18 protein-coding genes are annotated in these 16,670 nt (G+C 70.7%); 14 read left to right on the top strand and 4 right to left on the bottom strand.

From position 1 onward, the window contains the following. Positions 1-32: 32 nt before the first annotated feature. Positions 33-377, top strand: coding sequence for a DUF2917 domain-containing protein (locus tag AC1DSA_RS13950; RefSeq protein WP_477890113.1), 345 nt, complete (start codon positions 33-35; stop codon positions 375-377). On the opposite strand, the gene AC1DSA_RS13945 is transcribed toward AC1DSA_RS13950, so the two are convergent. Beyond that, positions 281-1,021, bottom strand: a complete 741-nt coding sequence (locus tag AC1DSA_RS13945) for an aldolase (RefSeq protein WP_477890112.1) — start codon at positions 1,019-1,021, stop codon at positions 281-283. The two genes, AC1DSA_RS13950 and AC1DSA_RS13945, sit on opposite strands and share 97 nt — an antisense overlap. Positions 1,022-1,152: 131 nt before the next feature. On the opposite strand from AC1DSA_RS13945, the gene AC1DSA_RS13940 reads away from it, so the two are divergent. The 7 genes from AC1DSA_RS13940 to AC1DSA_RS13910 all read left to right on the top strand — a co-directional run bounded on the left by AC1DSA_RS13940 (position 1,153) and on the right by AC1DSA_RS13910 (position 7,892). Beyond that, positions 1,153-1,341 (top strand): hypothetical protein, encoded by a 189-nt coding sequence (locus tag AC1DSA_RS13940; RefSeq protein WP_477890110.1) that lies wholly within the window; start codon positions 1,153-1,155, stop codon positions 1,339-1,341. 156 nt (positions 1,342-1,497) lie between these two features. Then, positions 1,498-2,106, top strand: coding sequence for a biliverdin-producing heme oxygenase (locus AC1DSA_RS13935; RefSeq protein WP_477890108.1), 609 nt, complete (start codon positions 1,498-1,500; stop codon positions 2,104-2,106). Further along, positions 2,084-4,303 carry an ATP-binding protein gene (locus AC1DSA_RS13930; protein WP_477890106.1) on the top strand — a complete coding sequence of 740 codons (2,220 nt, stop codon included), beginning with the start codon at positions 2,084-2,086 and terminating at the stop codon, positions 4,301-4,303. The genes AC1DSA_RS13935 and AC1DSA_RS13930 overlap by 23 nt, the downstream gene beginning before the upstream one ends. After that, positions 4,303-4,761, top strand: a complete 459-nt coding sequence (locus AC1DSA_RS13925; protein ID WP_477890105.1) for a response regulator — start codon at positions 4,303-4,305, stop codon at positions 4,759-4,761. The genes AC1DSA_RS13930 and AC1DSA_RS13925 overlap by 1 nt, the downstream gene beginning before the upstream one ends. Continuing rightward, complete coding sequence (locus AC1DSA_RS13920; RefSeq protein ID WP_477890103.1) at positions 4,754-6,706, top strand: hybrid sensor histidine kinase/response regulator; 1,953 nt, start codon at positions 4,754-4,756, stop codon at positions 6,704-6,706. Before AC1DSA_RS13925 ends, AC1DSA_RS13920 begins: the two co-directional genes overlap by 8 nt. A 118-nt stretch (positions 6,707-6,824) precedes the next feature. Then, on the top strand, positions 6,825-7,130 hold the full coding sequence (locus tag AC1DSA_RS13915) for a hypothetical protein (RefSeq protein WP_477890101.1): 306 nt from the start codon (positions 6,825-6,827) through the stop codon (positions 7,128-7,130). Positions 7,131-7,199: 69 nt separating this feature from the next. Further along, entirely contained in the window at positions 7,200-7,892 is a 693-nt protein-coding gene (locus AC1DSA_RS13910) for an SOS response-associated peptidase (protein WP_477890099.1), read from the top strand. Between the two features lie 35 nt (positions 7,893-7,927). Here the strand turns inward: AC1DSA_RS13910 and AC1DSA_RS13905 are convergent, their stop codons facing one another. Beyond that, positions 7,928-8,713: a transglutaminase domain-containing protein gene (locus AC1DSA_RS13905; protein ID WP_477890097.1), complete on the bottom strand. Its 786-nt coding sequence runs from the start codon at positions 8,711-8,713 to the stop codon at positions 7,928-7,930. 177 nt (positions 8,714-8,890) lie between these two features. Here AC1DSA_RS13905 and AC1DSA_RS13900 point away from each other — a divergent pair, with 177 nt between their 5' ends. Beyond that, positions 8,891-10,861 (top strand): response regulator, encoded by a 1,971-nt coding sequence (locus AC1DSA_RS13900; protein ID WP_477890095.1) that lies wholly within the window; start codon positions 8,891-8,893, stop codon positions 10,859-10,861. On the opposite strand, the gene AC1DSA_RS13895 is transcribed toward AC1DSA_RS13900, so the two are convergent. Beyond that, on the bottom strand, positions 10,862-13,210 hold the full coding sequence (locus AC1DSA_RS13895) for a DUF3482 domain-containing protein (RefSeq protein WP_477890093.1): 2,349 nt from the start codon (positions 13,208-13,210) through the stop codon (positions 10,862-10,864). A gap of 152 nt (positions 13,211-13,362) precedes the next feature. Between AC1DSA_RS13895 and AC1DSA_RS13890 the strand changes: the two genes are divergently transcribed. Then, positions 13,363-13,551, top strand: coding sequence for a hypothetical protein (locus tag AC1DSA_RS13890; RefSeq protein ID WP_477890091.1), 189 nt, complete (start codon positions 13,363-13,365; stop codon positions 13,549-13,551). A gap of 3 nt (positions 13,552-13,554) precedes the next feature. On the opposite strand, the gene AC1DSA_RS13885 is transcribed toward AC1DSA_RS13890, so the two are convergent. Beyond that, positions 13,555-13,734 (bottom strand): DUF3606 domain-containing protein, encoded by a 180-nt coding sequence (locus tag AC1DSA_RS13885; protein WP_477890089.1) that lies wholly within the window; start codon positions 13,732-13,734, stop codon positions 13,555-13,557. Between the two features lie 326 nt (positions 13,735-14,060). Here AC1DSA_RS13885 and AC1DSA_RS13880 point away from each other — a divergent pair, with 326 nt between their 5' ends. The 4 genes from AC1DSA_RS13880 to AC1DSA_RS13865 all read left to right on the top strand — a co-directional run bounded on the left by AC1DSA_RS13880 (position 14,061) and on the right by AC1DSA_RS13865 (position 16,660). Beyond that, complete coding sequence (locus tag AC1DSA_RS13880; protein WP_477890087.1) at positions 14,061-14,267, top strand: hypothetical protein; 207 nt, start codon at positions 14,061-14,063, stop codon at positions 14,265-14,267. Between the two features lie 34 nt (positions 14,268-14,301). Then, on the top strand, positions 14,302-14,910 hold the full coding sequence (locus AC1DSA_RS13875) for a DUF2059 domain-containing protein (protein ID WP_477890085.1): 609 nt from the start codon (positions 14,302-14,304) through the stop codon (positions 14,908-14,910). 89 nt (positions 14,911-14,999) lie between these two features. Next, a complete protein-coding gene (locus tag AC1DSA_RS13870) occupies positions 15,000-15,428 on the top strand; it encodes a hypothetical protein (protein ID WP_477890083.1) in 429 nt (142 codons plus the stop codon). Beyond that, positions 15,425-16,660: an NRAMP family divalent metal transporter gene (locus AC1DSA_RS13865; RefSeq protein ID WP_477890081.1), complete on the top strand. Its 1,236-nt coding sequence runs from the start codon at positions 15,425-15,427 to the stop codon at positions 16,658-16,660. Before AC1DSA_RS13870 ends, AC1DSA_RS13865 begins: the two co-directional genes overlap by 4 nt. Positions 16,661-16,670 lie beyond the last annotated feature (10 nt).

Raw genomic sequence — 16,670 nt, 5'->3', positions numbered from 1 at the left:
CCTTGGGAGGAACGGTCAGTATATTCATTCCCATGACGCATGCGAAGGAGCTCCCGATGGACGATGTACCGACCGTGACGCTGCCGGCCCGGCAGCTGTTCGAAATTCCCGATGCCGCCTCCGCGCGGATCCTCTGCACGGAGGGATGCCTCTGGCTCACGCTGGACGACGACACCCGCGACGTGATCCTGGAGCCGGGCGACAGCTTTTCCACCGGCGAGCACCGGCGCGCCCTGCTCTACGCGATGAAGGTCTCGTCGTTCCGGCTGGCCGCGCAGGCTCAGGGCACCATGCGCCGCAGGCTCTCGAAGAACAGGTCCGACTGCATCCGCTCACCCATCGTCTGGGCGGCCACCCGGGCGGCCAACTCGGGCTGAACCGGGCGCAGCGGGCGCCCGGTGGACTGGGCCAGCACCTGGTGCATGCAGGCGCGCTCCAGGTAGTACATGTCGTCGAAGGCCCAGGCGATCTGCTCCCCGCACACGATCACGCCGTGGTTGCCGAGGAAAGCGACGTCGGCGCCCCGCATGGCACGGGCGATGCGTTCGCCTTCCGCTGCGTCCAGCGCCAGGCCGTTGTAGTCGGCATCCACCGCCACCCGGCCGTGGAAGCGCATCGCGTTCTGCGACAGGGTGGTGTCCAGCGCGCGCTGGTCCGTCAGCGTCAACGCGGTCGCGTAGGGCATGTGGGTGTGCAGCACGCAGGCCTTGCCGGCGATGCGGTGCACGGCGGCATGGATGAACATCGCTGTCGGCTCGACCGGGTGCGGCCCCGCCAGGCGTTCGCCCTGCGCGTCGACCAGCACGATGTCGTCGCCCTGCACCTCGCTCCAGTGCAGTCCGCGCGGATTGAGCAGGAACCAGTCGGCGCGCTGCGGCAGCGCGATGCTGAAATGATTGCACACGCCTTCGCCCAGGCCGTGCTGCGCGGCCGCGCGCAGCGCCAGCGCCAGGTCGTTGCGCAGGGCCCGCACCGCGTCGCTGCCGAACAGCGCCGGCGCCGAAAGGGAGTCCTCTTGCATCGATGCACCTCCTCGGCCGATGGTAGCTGCCGTTGCTCCGGGGTGGCGCGGCGTCCTACGGCGCACTCAGGCATCGGCCGACAGGCACTGGCGGGTGCCGCGCCCACCCTGCAGGCAACAAAGGGAAGCAGGTGGCGAAAAGTTCACAGCGAGCGGGTCCTGCGAAGGCCCCGCGTCCCAAGGAAACCCGACCCGCGTGGCCGACCGAGCGCCACAGCGGCGAGGGCTCCGCGAGCGCGCTCGAAACGCTGCAGAAGCTGGAGAAGCGGCGCGGCGCCCACCGTCCGCGCGAGCCCAAGCCGGACGAACCCACCTCCTGATTCTTTCGCTGTGCTTCCCCGCACCTCGATGTGCCGCGGACGCACATCCAGGTGGAACGCCTCGACAGCACGGGGGATTTCGTCCTACACGCGTCGGACGGGTGCGATGGCACGATCGTTGCCTTCCCCTGGTCCTGATGCACAACGGTTCGTCGTTTGGTTTCCGCTGCCTCGTCCCCTGCCAACCTTGACACTCCCGACGCGGTCGCGGCATTGCGGCGCGCAACGCGCGCGCACCACGATCGCATCGACGCGCTGATCGACCTGCGGCGGATGCGGGACGGCGCGCACTATGCGCGCGTGCTGCAAGTCTTCGCGGCCTTCCTCGCCGCCTGGGAGCCGTCGGTGCACACCGCGCTGCCGAAGTGGCAGGGCTGGCTGGCCGCCCGATCGCGCCGCGCTTTCCTCCAGCAGGACCTGCGGCACCTGGGACAACCAGCACCCTTCCCCGTCGCCTGGGCCGGCTTCGCAAGCCCCGCCGCGGCCTGGGGCTCGGTCTACGTCATCGAAGGCTCGGCCCTCGGCGGGCAGTTCATCTGCCGCTCGCTCGCACAGGCGGGCCTGCATGCGCACAACGGCGCCGCCTACTTCCACGGCTGGGGCGATGCGACCGCCGGCCTGTGGCGCGAGACCCGCGCCATGCTGTCCGCGCAGCTTGGCTCCGCCGCCGCGCTGGACCAGGCCTGCGACGGCGCGCGCCTGACCTTCGATGGCCTCTCCTCGCTGCTGGAAAGCATTCCGCATGAGCGCACTGCCCTTGCCTGACCTGGCCCAGTGCGCCGACGAGCCGATCCGCGTGCCGGGCGCGATCCAGCCGCACGGCCGCGTGGCCGTGCTCGCGGCGGACAGCGGACGGCTGCTGGCGTTCAGCGCGAACTGGCCCTCGGAGCCGGCCGTGCGCGACGCGGTGTCCCTGCTTCCCATCGACAGCGGCCGCCTGCAGCCCGGCACCGGCCCCGCCTGGATCGGCAGCCTGCCGCTGGAAGGTCGCAGCTTCGACGCCACCGCGCACCGCCAGGGCGACTGCCTGGTGGTCGAATACGAGCCCGGCGGGCCGGTGGCGAGCATGCATGCGCCGATCTATGCGGTGGCGCGCGACCTGCTGCCGGTGGTGCAGCATGCCGGGTCGGTCGACGCGCTGTGCCAGGTCGTGGCGCGCGAAATGAAGCGCATGACGGGCTTCGGCCGCTGCCTCGTGTACCGCTTCGACGCCGACGGCCACGGCGAGGTGCTGGCCGAGCGCGCCGACGAGGGCTACCAGTCCTATGCGGGCCACCGGTTTCCGGCGACCGACGTACCGAAGCAGGCCCGCGACCTCTACCTGTCCAACCACATCCGCCTGATCCCCGACGCGAACTACACGCCGGTGCCGCTGGTGCCCGCGCAGGGCCAGCCCGATCCCGCGGGCCTCGACCTGAGCTTCGCAGCGCTGCGCAGCGTCTCCCCGGTGCACCTGGAGTACATGCGCAACATGGGGACCACCGCTTCGATGTCGGTGTCGATCGTGGCGCGCGGCCGCCTGTGGGGGCTGATCTCCTGCCACGACCACGCCGCGAAGTACCTGCCGTTCCAGACGCGGGTGGCCTGCGAACACCTGGGGCGCCTGCTGTCCCTGCAGATCCAGGCCCAGGAGGACAACGCGGAGGCCACGCAGCGGCTGTCGCTGCACCAGCGGGTGCTGAACCTGGTGGCGCTGATGGCCGAGACCGACGGCACCCTGCAGCAGCTGGTGGCGCCGGAACTCGCGCTGCCCTCGCTCACCGACGCAAGCGGTGCCGCGGTCGTGCTCAACGACACCTGCTGGTCGATCGGCGAGACGCCGCCGCCCGAGCAGTTGCGCGGCCTCGCGCACTGGATCGTCGGCCGCGGCGAGGACCTGTTCTGCACCGACCGGCTGCCGCTGCTCTACCCCGACGGGGAAGCCCTGCTGCCCGCCTGCGCCGGCGTGCTGGCCATTTCGATCTCCCAGGTGCACCGGCATGTCGTGATGTGGTTCCGGCCCGAGGTGGTGAAGACCATCCAGTGGGCCGGCGACCCGCGCAAGACCCTGCCCGGGCAGGGCCGCATCCAGCCGCGCCAGAGTTTCGACAGCTGGCAGGAACGCGTGCGCGGCCGCAGCGCGCCGTGGTTCGCGGCCGAACAGGCGGCGGTGCTGGAGCTGCGCCAGGCCCTGATCGCCCTCGTGCTGCGGCGGGCCGAGGAAATGGCGGGCCACGCCATCGAACTCGGTCGCGTGAACAAGGAGCTGGAGGCCTTCAGCTACACCGTGTCGCACGACCTGCGCGCGCCCATGCGCCACATCGCCGGCTACGTCGACCTGGTGCTGGAGGACAACGCCAGGCACCTCGACGACCGGGCCCGGCGCTACCTGCACCACGTGAAGGATGCGGCGTCGTACGCGGGGCAGCTGGTGGATGCCCTGCTCGATTTCTCGCGCCTGGGCCGCTCCGGGCTGAAGCCCTCGCGGGTCGACAGCGCCGTGCTGGTGGAAGACCTGGTCGCCGAGGTTCGGCAGCAGGAAAAGGGACGCACCATCGAGTGGGAGATCGTGCAGCCGCTGCCTCGCCTGTGGGCCGACCCCCTGCTGCTGCAGGTCGCCTTGCGCAACCTGCTGTCCAACGCGGCCAAGTACACCCGCGGGCGCGACCCGGCGCGCATCCGCGTCGCGGCGATCACGCTGCCGGAGGGCACCGGGCTCGAGGTCTCGGACAACGGCGTGGGCTTCCCCATGAAATACGTCGGCAAGCTGTTCGGGGTGTTCCAGCGCCTGCACCGCACCGAGGATTTCGACGGCACGGGCATCGGCCTGGCCAACGTCAAGCGGATCGTCGAACGCCATGGCGGGCGGGTCTGGGCCCGCGGCGAGCCGGAGCGCGGCGCCAGCTTCGGCTTCGTGCTGCCGCCCCAACCCATCCACAACAACGACGCCCCCGCGGGCGGACAACGCGAGGATCCTGCCTGATGCTCAAGCCCATCCTGCTGGTCGAGGACGACCCGCGCGATCTCGAACTCACCCTGGTGGCGCTGGAGCGCAGCCAGCTCGCCAACGAAGTGATCATCGTGCGGGACGGCGAGGCCGCGCTGGAATACCTGACCCGTTCCGGCGAGTACGCGGACCGTGCGGAAGGCAATCCCGCCGTGATCCTGCTGGACCTGAAGCTGCCCAAGGTGAACGGGCTGGAAGTGCTGCAGACCGTGCGCGCGACCGATCCGCTGCGCAGCATCCCGGTCGTGATGCTGACGTCCTCGCACGAGGAGTCGGACGTGCTGCGCAGCTACCAGCTGGGCGTCAACGCCTACGTGGTGAAGCCGGTTGAATTCAAGCAGTTCGTCGAGGCGATCGCCGATCTCGGCATCTTCTGGGCGGTGCTCAACGAGCCGCCGCCCGGGTCCCTGAGGACGAGGCGGCGGCATGAATGAGGGCAGCGAAGCCGATGCCCGCCCGCTGCGCGCCCTGCTGGTCGAGGACTCGCGCCTGGACGCCGAACTGCTGCGCGTGCAGCTGGAGCGCGTCTACCCGAACGTGAAGCTGGAGGTGCTGCGCGACGAAGCCGACTACGTGGCGTCTCTGCAGGCCGGCGACTGGGACGTGGTGCTCTCCGACTACGACCTGGCCGGGTTCACCGGCGCCGACCTGCTGGAGCACCGCAACCGGTTCGCTCCGCAAACGCCTTTCGTCTTCGTCTCCGGTGTGATCGGCGAAGACAACGCGGTGGAGCTGCTCAAGCGCGGCGCCACCGACTATGTGAGCAAGAGCCGCCTCGCGCGGCTGGGCCCGGTGCTGCGGCGCGCGCTGCGCGAGGTGGAGGACCGGCGCGCGCGCGAGCTGGCCGAACGGCAGCTGCGGCAGGCCGACATCACCTTCGCCAAGGTGATGGACAGCCTGCGCGACTACGCCGTGATCCTGCTCGACGAGGCCGGCCACATCCAGTTCTGGAGCCGGGCCGCGCGCGCCATCTTCGGCTACGAAGCCGAGGAAGTGCTCGGCCGGTCGGCAGCGCTGCTGTTCCCGCGGGAGGACGACCCGCAGGCCGCGCTGCACTCCGAGATGCGGCAGGCGCGGGCCCTCGGCAAGGCGAGCGACAACCGCTGGCTGCGCGCGCGCGACGGCCGCCGGCTGTGGGCCGAAGGCGTGCTCACCGCGCTGGAAGCGAACGAAGGCCGACCGGCAGGTTTCTGCAAGCTGGTGTGCGACGCCACCGAGCGCCACCTGGCGGCCGAGGCGCTGCGCGCGGCGAAGGAAGAAGCCGATCGCGCCAACCAGGCCAAGGACCGCTTCCTCGCCGTGCTGTCGCACGAGCTGCGCACGCCCCTGGCGCCGATCACGACCGCGGTGCACGTGCTGGAGAAGGCGGTGACGCTGGACGAGCGCCACCGCGACCTGCTGCCCATGATCCGGCGCAACGTGGCGCTGGAGGCGCGCCTGATCGACGACCTGCTGGACCTCACCGCCATCAGCGCCGGCAAGGTCAGCCTGCACCGGGAACGGGTCGACATGCACCGGCTGACGCAGGCGGTGGTGGCCATGGTGCAGGAAACGCTGCAGGACAAGCAGATCCGGCTGGAACTCGCATTGGAGGCCACCTGTCCGTGGGTGGATGCCGACCAGGCGCGCATGCAGCAGGTGCTGTGGAACATCCTGCGCAACGCGGGCAAGTTCACGCCGCCCGGGGGGTGCATCCGCATCCGCACGAGCAGCGAGGACCACCGGTTCACGCTGTCCTGCGCGGACTCCGGCATCGGCATCGCGAGCGAGGCGCTGGACCGCATCTTCAGTCCCTTCGAGCAGGCCGACCCGGAGGTGGCGCGCAGCCATGGCGGCCTCGGGCTCGGGCTGGCGATCGCCCAGGGCCTCATGACACAGCACGGCGGCCAGATCCGGGCCAGCAGCGACGGCCGCGGGCGCGGGGCCACCTTCACCATCACCCTTCCGTGCAGCAGGACGCAGCAGGGGCCCATCGCCCCGCGCCTCGAGGAGCAGGCCCCCCGCGACGGCGCGCGCAAGCGCGTCCTGCTGGTGGAGGACAACGCGGACGCCGCCCTCGCGCTGGCCATGTGCCTGGAGGAGTACGGCTACGTCGTGGAGCACGTGAGCACCTGCGCGGACGCGCTGCGCACCGCGCGCATCCAGAATTTCGATGCCGTCCTGACCGACCTCGGCCTGCCCGACGGCAGCGGGATCGACGTCGGCCGCGCCCTGTCGGGCGAGCTTCCCGTGGTCGCGCTCAGCGGCTACGGACGCGAGCAGGACCGCGCCCGCTCGGCCCAGGCAGGCTTTGCGGCGCACCTGGTCAAGCCGGCGGATCCCGCCGAGGTGCACGCCAAGCTGAGCCAACTGCTGTCGCGTGCCGCCACCGGCGCGTAGGCGCATCCGAAGCCCAGCCGGTGGCTCGGAGCGGACGGCCGTTGCCGTCCCGGTCTTACAGCAGTGCTTGCGCGGGCCACCCACAATGCATGCATCACACATCAAGGGAGTCTTAGCCATGCGTCAAACCGCTATCATCCTCGCCGGCCTCGCCGCTGCATCCATCGCCCTGGTCGGCTGCGACGTGCAGAAGACCCAGGAAGGCAACGTGTCCGTGCCGAAGTACGAAGTCTCCAAGACCAAGGAAGGCGACGTGACCCTGCCGAAGTACGACGTGACGGCCCCGTCCGTGGACGTGACGACCGAGAAGAAGGACGTGAACGTCCCGAAGGTCGGCGTGTACACCGAGAAGGAAACGCTGACCGTTCCGAAGGTGAACGTCACCACGGCCGACGAGAAGAAGGCCGCCGAAGGCAAGAAGTAAGACCGGCCCGCCGTCCGGTTTCCCAGGGCCGCTTTGCGGCCCTTTTCCTTGCTGCCGGACAATGGCGGCATGTGCAACCGGTACCGGCCCGTCAGCGTCACCGTCGTTCGCGACGTCTTCGGCTTCACCCTGCTGGAGCAGCCCCAGCCGCTGTACGCGACGACGGGCATCGGTCCGTGGCAGGCGGGTCCGTTCATCCGCGCGGGAGCGGCCGCCGTCGGCCAGTGGGGGCTGATCCCCTGGTTCAGCGCCACGCGCCGTCCTGCGGGACGCGGCGGCCGGCCGATCAGCACCAACAACTGCCGCATCGAGACCGCCGCCACCGCGCCCACCTTCAAGGGCCCGTGGGCACGGGGTCAGCGCTGCATCATTCCCGCGACCGACTACGACGAGCCCTACTGGGGCACCGGCCGCAACATCTGGTGGCGTTTCGCTCGCGCCGACGGGGCGCCCTGGGCGCTGGCGGGCCTGTGGAACGAGTGGACCGATCCGCAGACCGGCGAGGTCGTGCCCAGCTACACCATGCTGACGCAAAACTGCGATGCACACCCGCTGCTCAACCGCATGCACAAGCCCGATCCGGCGCTGCCGCCCGATGCGCAGGACAAGCGCAGCGTGGTGGTGCTGGAACGCGCCGACTGGGACCGCTGGCTGCACGGGAGCCTCGACGAAGCGATGGCGCTGGTGAAGCTGCCGCCGGCGGAACTGTTCGCGCACGGGCCGGCCGATCCCGCGCAGCAGGTGCCGCTGGAACTGGCCTGACGGCGGCCCGCGCCTGGCAGTCCGCGCAGAGACTCCTAGCCCGCCACCTCGGTCACGCTCACCTCCATGTCGGTGATCTCCAGCGGACCGTAGTTGGAGAGGAAGGCCACGTCGGCCGCGTCGCGCCCGTGGGCGACCACGATGCGGCCGCCGCGCGGCTCGGACTGCGTGGCGTCGAACGCGTACCAGCGGGTGCCCAGGTACACCTCGTACCAGGCGTGCATGTCCATCGGATCCAGCCCGTGCAGGTAACCCACCACCACCCGTGCGGGCAGCGTGAGGCTGCGGCACAGCGCCACGCCGACGTGGGCGAAGTCGCGGCACACGCCGGCGCCGTGTTCGAGGGTGTCGAGCGCGCAGGTGGTCTCCTCGCTGACACCGTAGCGGTATTCGATGTGGTCGCGGATCCACTCGGCGATGCGCTCGGCCTGCGGATAACCGGGCCCGCAGCCCTGGACGATGGCGCGCGCGCGCTCCTCCATCTTGTCGCTCGGGCAGTAGCGGCTTTGCAGCAGGTAGACCAGCGTGTCGTCCGGAAGCATGCCGGCCGGCACCTGCGGGGCCCGGCGGTCCACGGCGATCTGGTCCGCCACTTCCACTTCGGTTTCGACCGTGATGCGACTGTCGCCGCGCGGCAGGGTGTAGCGCTGGCACAGGTTGCCGAAGCAGTCCACGTATTCCGTCGCCGGCACGCCCGGCGCGATCGCGTAGCGTTCCGCCACCACCCACTGGTCGGGGCCGCTGCGCGGGCGCAGGATCGCCGCGAGGGGGCAATCCTCCTCGCAGTGCAGGGTGATGTCGTTTCGGGCTCGCAGGCGCATGGGCGGAGATCTTCCCCCGCGCCGCGTGGCTCTTCGGTAGGACCGCCGCGTAGGTCCCGTAGGGCTTTGTCCGTCACGCATGCAGGACAAAGCCGTCAACTGGACCAGGGCGCGCGGGCGCGGCGTGAAAGCGTCTTAGACTCCGGCCTGCCCCGCCGCGTCGCAGGGGGCCGATCCGTGCCACACAACACCCTCACTGCCCACGTCCTGCTCGTCGACGACCAACCCGCCAACCTGCTTGCGCTGGAGGCGGCGCTGGATTCGCTCGGGGTCGACATGGTCCGTGCCATGTCCGGACCGGCCGCGCTGGCCGCGCTGGAGAAGCAGGACTTCGCCGCCGTGCTGCTGGACGTGCGCATGCCGGGCATGGACGGGTTCGAAGTCGCTCGCGAGATCCGTTCGCGGGCGCGCTCGCGCTTCACGCCGATCCTGTTCGTCACCGCCGGCGACGATCCCGATGAGGCGATGCTCTCGGCCTATGCGCTGGGCGCGGTGGACTTCCTGGCCAAGCCCCTGCGCACCGAGGTGCTCAAGGCCAAGGTCGGCGTTTTCGTCGAGCTGTACCGCAGCAAGGAAGAACTCCGGCTGCGGGAGCGGCACGACTTCGAGCAGCGCCTGGAAGCCAAGGAGGCGCGGTATCGCGCGCTCTTCGAATCGATCGACGAGGGATTCTGCGTGGTGAAGCTGCTGCGCGGCCCCGACGGGCAGGTCCGCGACTACCGCTTCGAGGAGGCCAACGAGGCGTTCGCCATGCACACCGGCCTGCAGGACGCGGTCGGCCGGACCGTGCGCGAACTGGTGCCCCAGCACGAACCTCACTGGTTCTCGCTGTACCAGCGCGTGGCAGATTCCGGCGAGGCGACGCGCTTCGTCGAGGAAGCCAAGGCCATGAAGCGCTGGTTCGACGTGTACGCCACGCGGCTCGGCGGTCCCGGCAGCGACCTGGTCGCGGTCCTGTTTTCCGACATCACGCAGCGGCTGGTGGCGGAGCAGGACATGCGGCGCCTGAACGACGAGCTCGCGCAGGCCAACCGGCGCAAGACGGAATTCCTCGCCACCCTGGCCCACGAGCTGCGCAACCCGCTCGCGCCCCTGTCCAACGGCCTGCACCTCATGCGCCTGGCGTCGACCAAGCCCGAGATGCTGGAGAAGACGCGCCAGATGATGGAGCGGCAGATCCAGCACATGGTGCACCTGGTGGACGACCTGCTGGACGTCGCGCGCATCAGCACCGGCAAGGTCGAACTGCGGCGGCGCCGCATGGATCTGCAGGAAGTGGTGCGCACCGCCCTGGAGACCAGCGCCTCGCTGATCGATGCGGGCGGCCACCGCCTGACGGTGGACCTGCCGCCGCAGCCGCTGCCGATGGACGCCGATCCCACCCGCATCGCCCAGGTGGTGAGCAACCTGCTCAACAACGCGGCCAAGTACACGCCGCAGGGCGGGCGCATCGACCTGAAGGTGCGCATGGAAGGCGACGAGGCGGTGCTGACCGTCAGCGACACCGGCATCGGCCTGCCGCCCGAGGCGATCGAGAAAGTGTTCGAGATGTTCGCGCAGGTTCCCGGCACCGGGAAGCCGCAGGGAGGCCTGGGCATCGGGCTGTCCCTCGTGCAGAGCCTCGTGGCGCTGCATGGCGGCAGTGTTTCCGCAGCCAGCCCCGGAGTGGGCCAGGGCAGCACGTTCACCGTGCGCCTGCCGCTCCTCACCAAGAGAGCAGACACCATGGCCGACACCACTTCCACCCAGCCCACTTCCCCTTCCGGCCAGCTGCACGTGCTGGTGGTCGACGACAACACCGATGCCGCCGAGAGCCTGGGGGTGCTGCTGGACATCGAGGGCCACGCCGCGCACATCGCCCACACCGGCGCCGAGGCGCTGCAGGTGGCGCAGTCGCAGCAGCTGGATGTCGTGTTCCTGGACATCGGGCTGCCTGACATGACCGGCTACGACGTGGCCCGGCGCCTGCGCATGCTGCCGTCGATGCAGCACACCATGCTGGTGGCCTTGACCGGCTGGGGCACGCAGGACGATCGCCAGCGCACCCGCGACGCCGGCTTCGACCGCCACCTCACCAAGCCGGCCGAACTGCCCGCGGTCGAAGAGCTGCTGCGTGCCGCGGCGCAGGCGAAGACCGCGGCCGCCTGATCAGGCCAGCCGCGCGAGCAGCGAACGGGTGATTGCTTCCAGCTCGCGACCGAGCGGGGCCACCATGGTCGCGCCGTCCGCTGCCGCGCGCGCCTGCTGCCAGGCCGCCACCAGCCCGTCGCGCCGCGCTTCGACCGCCGCGATCACTTCGCTGCGCCATGCGACCGGTGCCGCGCCGTCGCCCTGCTGCATCGCGCGGTGCGCCACCGCGAGATAGGCCAGCAGCAGCGTTTCCGTGAGCGTCTGCAGCAACTCGTCACCGAGCTGCACCTGCGGCTGTCCCGAGGGATTGCTCCGGTTCTTCCAGGCCGCCGCCGCATAGGCGGCGCCGCCGCCGATCACGGCGCCCAGCGCCGTCGCGGCGCCAAGCGTCAGGCCGCCGGTGATCAGGTCGATTCCGGCGCCCATGGCCGCGCCGGTCGCCGCGCCCGCCATCCCCGCCTGCGGTGTGTCCACGGCGTGCTGTTCGGTGAAGCCCGCCTCCATCCGACCCGATGCGAGCGGCGTGACCGGGGCTCCGGTGCGATGCAGCTGGACCAGTTCGGCGAAGACGGTGGTCTCGGCGGTGCGCAGGCGCTGCAGCAGCGCGGACCGGGCCGCCTCGCGTGCGCGCTGGGCGGCATCGCGTTCGGCGGCGTTCATCAGGTGGCGCAGGCTGACCGGCGGCGCGCCGACTTCTTCCGCGTCGCGCGCCGCCCGCACCAGTTCGCGCGAAAGCAGGCGCATGGCTTCGGAAAAGCGCATCGCGTTGCGGTCGTTCCAGGTCGCCGCCACGCGCTCGAAGCCGGCGCGCTTGCTGGTGGGCAGCCGGCCCGCGATCGCCTCGAGCAGCAGCGGATCGCACAGCCAATGGGCCGTGACGCGGCCCAGCGGCAGCACCTCCGCCGCGAGGCCCAGGCGCTGCACCGCGGCGCGGTACGGGGCCTCGTCGTCCGGGGCCAGCACGATGGCCGGCTGTGCCACCCAGTGCAGCAGGCGGGTGGCCTCCTGCACGTCGGCCGTGCTGGCCGGCAGCAGCAGCAGCAGGTCGGTGTCGGCCAGCGCGGACTGCATGCCATCGCCGTCCTGGGCGCGCGGGGCGGCCTTGAAGCGACCGAGCAGGTCCTGCAGCCAGGCCTGCGCCGTCCCGCCGCTGCCCGCGTGCGCCGCGACCGCGGGCGCCGGCGGCTGGAAGTCGGGCGGAATCTCGAAGATGCGCAGCACGTCGCCGCGGGCCGTGCCCAGGAGCGTCCACGGGCCGGGCTCGTGCGGCGGCGGGTGATCGGCGACCTCGCGCAGCATGCGCATCAAGGTCTCGCGCGCGCCCGCATCGGCCGCCAGCAGGCCCAGCGTCACGCGCGCCGGGCTGACGCGGGCCAGCACCTGCACGTAGTACGGGTCGCGCAGGTCGATGCGGATGGTCCGCGCGGCGCGCCGGCGCTGCCAGGCGGTCCAGGCGGCGAGCAGYAGCCGCGGCGCGACCACCACCACGAACAGCAGGGCGACGTACATCCAGACCCAGCGGCGCGCTTCCTCGACGCCGATGTTGGCGCCCGAGCGGAAGGCCATGCGCTGCAGGTCCGCGACCGTGAACGCATCGAAAGGCAACAGCGCCACCACCGGCGCGAACAACGCCGACAGGAAGGCGTGGACCTGGGTCACCCCCAGCAGCGTGCTCTCCCAGCCCACGCGGTACTCGCGCACGATGCCGCCCATCACGACCGACACCGCGAGGCCGACGGCCCAGCCCGCGGCGCACAGGTGCAGCAGCTGCTTCCACCACAGCCACTGGTGCGCGCCGGCCGCCTGCAGCCATTGCTGGTGGAAACGCGCCAGCACGTCGGCGCGCAGCCGGCCGGTGCGGCGCTTGCCCGAAGGCACGCCCGCGAGCCAGCGCTGCACCCCGGCGAGCGGCGATCGCCTGGCCCACGCGCGAGGCAGCAGCGCGCCCAGCACGATCAGCAGGTAGATCGCCAGGTTCCAGGCGAGCACGCCGAGCAGCGGCGGCGACAGCATGTTGACCTGGTGGGGGTTGTCGACCCGGTCGATCGCGGCACCGAGGATGCAGGCGGCCAGCGGCAGGCCGGTGAGCAGCCAGGCGTGCCACGGTTCGCCATCCTGCAGGGCGGCGATGCGCGGGTTGCGGTTTTCGACCGCGTCGAGCATGCGCCGGGCGCGCAGCTGCAGGTAGCGGCCGAAGTCGACGCTGCCCGCCGTGCCGAGGCGGCTGGCCTCCAGAGCCTCGCGTTCCAGCTGGTCGCGCTCGACTTCGCTCAGCAGCTTGCCCTGCGTGTCGACGTCCTCGATCGCGCGCAGCAGCACGAGCTGCCGCGCGCTGCTTTCGTCGAGATGGAGGATGCCGTCGTCCACTGTCGCCATGAGTCTAGGTGCCGGTCGTTGCCCTGTCGCGGGGCGACACAAGCGGTAACCCTTCTACATCATTCTTGTCCTGGCGGCGCGGGCACGGACATCGCTGGTGCGTTGTAGGCAAGTGGGGTAGCGAAAGCCCCAAGGGGCCATGCATGAACACGATGGTCGATGACGCGAACGCCGACAAGCGCCCCGGCAGCCCGGGCCAGCAAGCGCGGCGGGGGCAAAGCGGTGAAGGCTCGCGCAGCGCGCTGGACCTGCTCATCCAGCTGGAGCAGCGGCGCGAAGCGCAACGGCTTCGCGAAGAAGACCGGCCCGCGCCCGCAGACCCGGCGCCCTGAGCCTCAGCGCGCCTGCCGCAGGAAGCGCCGCACGTTGTCCGGGTCGTGGCCCACGTAGGTCACGGCGTGTTCCAGCTCTGCCTCGGTGCATCCCAGCCAGTTGCACCAGTTGCGTCGCTCCCACGCGGGCTCCAGATGGATCAGCAGCTGCTCCGCGGTACTCTTGATGGCGTCTTCGGACATGGTCGATTTCCTCTTAGCCGATGTCTCCAGATTAGGTGGAGACCCGTGCTGCCGCGGCAGGACAGGCCAGCGCGATGCCGTGCGGCAGGGCTTGTCAAGGATGTAGGACCCCGGGCCGGCGGCACGCCTGCCGGCGCCGCGTCCGGCTGCCGTCCCCTGGGCAAGCCGGTGGACCCGCAACAGGTATTGCAGGGGGTGAGTCTAGGCACAAGTCGCCGAAGGTCCGACCCGCAAGCCGCGGAACCGTCCTGCCCCGGCCAGGGTGCGGCGACTACACGTCCACGGCGGGGCGCGCGCGAGCATGGGCCGGAACAAGGAGTCGCCCCATGCTGCTGCGCAAGCTCATCGCGTTCGCGATCACCTCGGGCCTGGCCAAGAAGGCCTGGGACCACTATCGCAAGGAGCAGCCGGCGATCCCGGTGGACATCACCGACGTGATCGCGCGGCCGGTGGCCACCGCCGACCCGCTGGAGCGGCAGCGCGCGCGCAGCCGGCGTGGCGCGCGGCGCCGGCGCGAGGGGCCCAGCTCGTAACCGGTGCGTTACGGGCAGGGTTTAAACTGATTCGATGTTCCAGAAAACCCTGCTGATCCTCGCGATCGCCGCCGCCTGCACCAGTGTCCAGGCCCAGTCCACGCCTGCCAAGAAGGAGCTGGTCGCCCGCATCCTGAAAGTTCAGCAGCCCGCCATCGACAACATGGCCCGCGGGCTGGTGCAGGAGCCGCTGGCGCCCCTGATGGAGAGCGCGGAAGGCGCGCTGCAGCAGCGCGTGGCGCCCGAGAAGCGCGAGGCGGTCGCCAAGGCGATCCAGGCCGACGCACGCAAGTACATCGACGAGACCGTTCCCATCGTGCGCGACCGCGCGATCAAGCTCGCCCCGACCACGCTCGGGCCGATGCTGGAGGAGAAGTTCACCGAAGACGAGCTCAAGCAGATCGTCACGATGCTCGAATCGCCCGTGCTGGCCAAGTTCCAGTCCACCGGCGTGGAACTGCAGCGCCTTCTGGTCGAGAAGGTGGTCAGCGAAACCCGCCCGCAGGTGGAAGCCAAGTTCCGCGCGCTCGAGGACACCATGGCCAAGCGCCTGGGCGTCCCCACCAACGGCGCAGGCGCAGGGGCCCCCGCCGGCGGCGCCCCCGCGGCCAAGCCCGCGCCCCAGGCGCCCGCGAAGAAGTAGCAGCCGGCCATTGGCGGCCGGCTGGCTGCCCGGCCGTACCTCGCGTTACGGCGCCCAGCGGTGCGGCTCCCGCCGCACTACAAAAGCGCATGTCCCCGCGACTGCGCCACCTGGTTCTCCCCCTGATAGCGGCACTGGCCGCGTGCGAACCACCGCCGCCGCGCGAGCGCCTCGATGGCGCGCAGTTGCGCATCCAGGTGCGCCAGCTCTCCAGCCTGTCGGCCGAGGCTTCTCTGTTCGTGGATGAACTCGCGGCCGGCCACCTGTCCGGGCCTTACGCCTGGGTGCACCAGCAGGCCCTCGGCGGCGAGGTGCGCGGCGTCATCGGCGCCCTCGCCCAGCCCGCCACGGAGGACACGGCCGCTGCGCAGCGGGAAGCGACCGCGCTTGCCGCGCAGTTGCAGCTGGAGCTCACGCAGGTGGCGCCGGCGCGCAAGGATCCCGCCGAACTGCATGCGCTGCAGCAGCGCTTCACCAAGCTGCAGCATCGGCTGCACGACGTCGGCGGCGCGCCGTGAGCCAGCTGCTGGACGTCACCCTCGGGATCATGACCGCCCTGGGCGGTTTCGTGGACATCGGCGAGCTGGTGTTCGCGCTCGCCGCCGGCGCCAAGTTCGGCTACGCCCTGCTCTGGGTGGTGGTGATCGGCACCATCGGCATCGCGGTGTATGGCGAGATGGCGGGCCGCGTCGCCGCAGTGCGCCAGCAGCCGACCATGGACGTGGTGAAGGAGCGGCTGGGCCCGAGGATGGCGCTGGCGGTGCTGGTGGCCTCTACCGTCATCAACGTGCTCACGTGCGCCGCCGAAGTGGGCGGCCTGGCGGTGGTGCTGCAGTTGCTGGGAGGCCGGCAATACCAGTTGATGCTGGTCGCCGCCGCCGGCCTGCTGCTCGTCTCGGTGTACCTGCTGCCCTTTCGCTGGATCGAGCGGGTGTTCGGCCTGCTCGGATTGCCGCTGCTGGTGTACGTGGTGGCGGCCGTGGCGCTGGATCCCGACTGGGGCGCGGCGACACGCGGGCTCCTGCCCGACGCACTGCCCCCCGGCAGCCCGGGACTCACCGTGTACCTGTACTTCGCCGTCGGCCTGCTCAGCTCCATCCTGATGCCCTATGAGATCTACTTCTACTCGTCGGGTGGCCTCGAGGAAGGCTGGACGCCGAAGGACCTCCCGGTGAACAAGCTCACCGCCGGCATCGGCTTCCTGCTGGGGGGATTGCTGTGCATGGCGCTGATCGTCGTCGGCGCCGCGCTGTTCAAGCCCGCCGGCATCGACCCGCAGACGCTGGGGAGCACGCTGTTCGGCGCCAGCGTGCCGCTGGGGAAGATCGGCTTTGCCGTGGCCCTGGTCGGCATCTTCTTCGCCATCGGTGGCGCCGCCGTCGAAACCGCACTCTCCGCGGCCTACAACGTCACGCAGTACCTCGGCGTTCCCTGGGGCAAGCGGAAGAAGCCGAAGGAAGTGCCCTGGTTCACCGCCTGCTGGATCGCGGCCATCCTGCTCGGGCTGGGCATCGCGGCGAGCGGCATCAACCCGGTGCACATCGTCGAATACTCGGTGCTGTTCGCGGTGCTGGTGCTGCCCCTCACCTACTACCCGGTGCTGCGGGTGGCGGACGACCGCGCCGCCATGGGCAAGCACGTCAACGCCGGCGTGATCCGGATCCTCGGCTGGGCCTACCTGGTGCTGATCTGCGTGATCGCGGCCGCCGCCGTGCCGCTGATGATCCTGACCCACAACGGCCAGGGCTGAAAAAAAAGGG

This window comes from Ramlibacter sp. P4_H7 (genome assembly GCF_056400765.1).
Note: the sequence above shows the minus strand (reverse complement) of the source record. Positions and strands in the feature narration are given on the sequence as shown.

What these genes read in the sequence shown, in the direction of transcription:
- AC1DSA_RS13950 (WP_477890113.1), top strand. Translation starts at nt 33, where the DNA reads ATGACGCATGCGAAGGAGCTCCCGATGGACGATGTACCGACCGTGACG.
- AC1DSA_RS13945 (WP_477890112.1), bottom strand. Translation starts at nt 1,021, where the DNA reads ATGCAAGAGGACTCCCTTTCGGCGCCGGCGCTGTTCGGCAGCGACGCG.
- AC1DSA_RS13930 (WP_477890106.1), top strand. Translation starts at nt 2,084, where the DNA reads ATGAGCGCACTGCCCTTGCCTGACCTGGCCCAGTGCGCCGACGAGCCG.
- AC1DSA_RS13925 (WP_477890105.1), top strand. Translation starts at nt 4,303, where the DNA reads ATGCTCAAGCCCATCCTGCTGGTCGAGGACGACCCGCGCGATCTCGAA.
- AC1DSA_RS13920 (WP_477890103.1), top strand. Translation starts at nt 4,754, where the DNA reads ATGAATGAGGGCAGCGAAGCCGATGCCCGCCCGCTGCGCGCCCTGCTG.
- AC1DSA_RS13915 (WP_477890101.1), top strand. Translation starts at nt 6,825, where the DNA reads ATGCGTCAAACCGCTATCATCCTCGCCGGCCTCGCCGCTGCATCCATC.
- AC1DSA_RS13910 (WP_477890099.1), top strand. Translation starts at nt 7,200, where the DNA reads ATGTGCAACCGGTACCGGCCCGTCAGCGTCACCGTCGTTCGCGACGTC.
- AC1DSA_RS13905 (WP_477890097.1), bottom strand. Translation starts at nt 8,713, where the DNA reads ATGCGCCTGCGAGCCCGAAACGACATCACCCTGCACTGCGAGGAGGAT.
- AC1DSA_RS13890 (WP_477890091.1), top strand. Translation starts at nt 13,363, where the DNA reads ATGAACACGATGGTCGATGACGCGAACGCCGACAAGCGCCCCGGCAGC.
- AC1DSA_RS13885 (WP_477890089.1), bottom strand. Translation starts at nt 13,734, where the DNA reads ATGTCCGAAGACGCCATCAAGAGTACCGCGGAGCAGCTGCTGATCCAT.
- AC1DSA_RS13880 (WP_477890087.1), top strand. Translation starts at nt 14,061, where the DNA reads ATGCTGCTGCGCAAGCTCATCGCGTTCGCGATCACCTCGGGCCTGGCC.
- AC1DSA_RS13875 (WP_477890085.1), top strand. Translation starts at nt 14,302, where the DNA reads ATGTTCCAGAAAACCCTGCTGATCCTCGCGATCGCCGCCGCCTGCACC.
- AC1DSA_RS13870 (WP_477890083.1), top strand. Translation starts at nt 15,000, where the DNA reads ATGTCCCCGCGACTGCGCCACCTGGTTCTCCCCCTGATAGCGGCACTG.